Source organism: Blautia sp. MSK.18.38 (assembly GCF_024460535.1).
Classification (GTDB): domain Bacteria; phylum Bacillota; class Clostridia; order Lachnospirales; family Lachnospiraceae; genus Blautia_A; species Blautia_A fusiformis.
On record NZ_JANFYP010000066.1, the window covers coordinates 1 to 1,904 of the forward strand.

General features: G+C 39.6%; 2 protein-coding genes. Both read left to right on the top strand.

Going from position 1 to position 1,904, the window contains the following annotated elements; all coding sequences use genetic code 11:
• On the top strand, window positions 1–627 hold a 627-nt coding region (locus NE638_RS17665), incomplete at its 5' end, for an IS607 family transposase (protein ID WP_173746850.1).
• Entirely contained in the window at window positions 557–1,720 is a 1,164-nt protein-coding gene (locus NE638_RS17670; RefSeq protein WP_173746852.1) for an RNA-guided endonuclease InsQ/TnpB family protein, read from the top strand. The genes NE638_RS17665 and NE638_RS17670, both read left to right, overlap by 71 nt.
• Window positions 1,721–1,904 lie beyond the last annotated feature (184 nt).

Consider the following 1,904-nt stretch of genomic DNA (forward strand, 5'->3'; position numbering starts at 1 on the left):
GAATTATTAGGTGTTTCTGTAAAAACGCTTCAGAGATGGGACAGAGAGGGAATCTTAAAAGCAAACCGAACTCCAACAGACAGACGTTATTACACATATGACCAGTATCTTCAATTTAAAGGTATAAATATAGAACATGATAAACGAAAAGTTGTTATTTATGCAAGAGTATCTACCAAAAACCAAAGGGATGATCTTCAAGATCAGACAGCATTTCTGCGTCAGTTCTGTAATGCCAGAGGAATGATCGTAGACCAGTGCATTGAAGACTATGGAAGCGGACTTAATTATAACCGCAAGAAATGGAATGGATTACTGGACGAAGTCATGGAGCAGAAGGTCAAAACCATAGTGATCACGCATAAAGACAGATTTATCCGTTTTGGATACGACTGGTTTGAAAGATTCTGCATGAAATTCCACACAATGATACTGGTGGTGAACAATGAAGAACTGTCACCACAGGAAGAACTTGTACAGGATATTATTTCCATCCTTCATGTGTTTTCCTGTAGATTATATGGACTTCGTAAGTATAAAAAACAGATAGAAAAGGATGAGGAGATTGCTGAAGAGCTTCAAGACAGAGATCGATCCTACAGAAGAGCAGAAGATCAAAATACATAAGACAATCGGCACATGCAGATATATTTATAATTTCTACCTGTTTCATAATAAAGAACGTTATGATGCCGGTGAAAGATTTATGAGCGGCAAGTCGTTCAGTGTATGGCTGAACAATGAATACCTTCCAGGGCATCCGGAATATTTCTGGATCAGAGAAGTCAGTTCCAAATCGGTAAAGAATACAATCGAAAATGCCTGTACCGCTTTTTCAAGATTTTTTCATCATCAGAGTAGTTTCCCGAGATATAAGAAAAAAGGAAGATCTGATGTAAAAATGTATTTTGTAAAGAATAATCCCAAAGACTGTCTCTGTGAACGTCACAGGATCAAGATCCCAACACTTGGCTGGGTAAGGCTGAAAGAAAAAGGTTACATTCCGGCCTCTAAGGATGGATTTGTGATCCGAAGCGGGGCAGTTTCCATGAAAGCAGGCAGATATTATGTGTCTGCACTTGTCGATATACCTGCTCCGGAAGCAGATGGAAATTTCACTGATGGGATCGGAATCGATCTGGGGCTGAAAGACTTTGCGGTTGTGTCAAATGGAACTGTATACAGAAATATCAATAAAACAGCACGGATCAGAAAACTTGAGAAACAATTAAGACGGGCACAGCGAAAGCTTTCCCGTAAATATGAGAACTTAAAGAAAGGAGAGTCCACTCAAAGAGCAAATATATGCAAACAAAAGCTTAAAGTACAGAAACTTCATCATCGGATAGAAAATATCCGTACAGATCATATCAACAAGGTAATATCTGAGATAGTGAAAACCAAGCCGTCTCATATAACGATTGAGGATCTGAACATATCCGGGATGATGAAGAACCGGCATCTCTCAAAAGCAGTTGCGTCCCAGAAATTCTATGAATTCCGGACAAAATTGAAAATAAAATGTGCTGAATATGGAATCGAACTGAGGGTAGTTGACCGATGGTATCCATCTTCAAGGATCTGCCACTGCCGCAGCTGTATTAAAAAAGATCTGAAACTTTCAGACAGGATCTACAGATGCACATGTGGATATATTGAGGACAGAGATCTCAATGCAGCACGGAATCTGAGAGATGCAGAGACTTACGAAGTTGCATGATCCCGCAAACGTAAGTATGTACCGAAGGCTATTTCGGGAATTAACGACTGTGGAGTGTACTTAGGATCTGTGAGTAGAGATAACTCCGGTTACTCAAAAGCATACACAAAGAAACAGTAAGCGGTATTCGTGAGAATCCGCATTATCTCGATGTGAGTATGTTTAATCACATTTTGAGTGGCAG

Excerpts from the sequence above, each read along its gene's own strand:
- NE638_RS17670 (WP_173746852.1), top strand. The coding sequence starts at position 557 with ATGAGGAGATTGCTGAAGAGCTTCAAGACAGAGATCGATCCTACAGAA.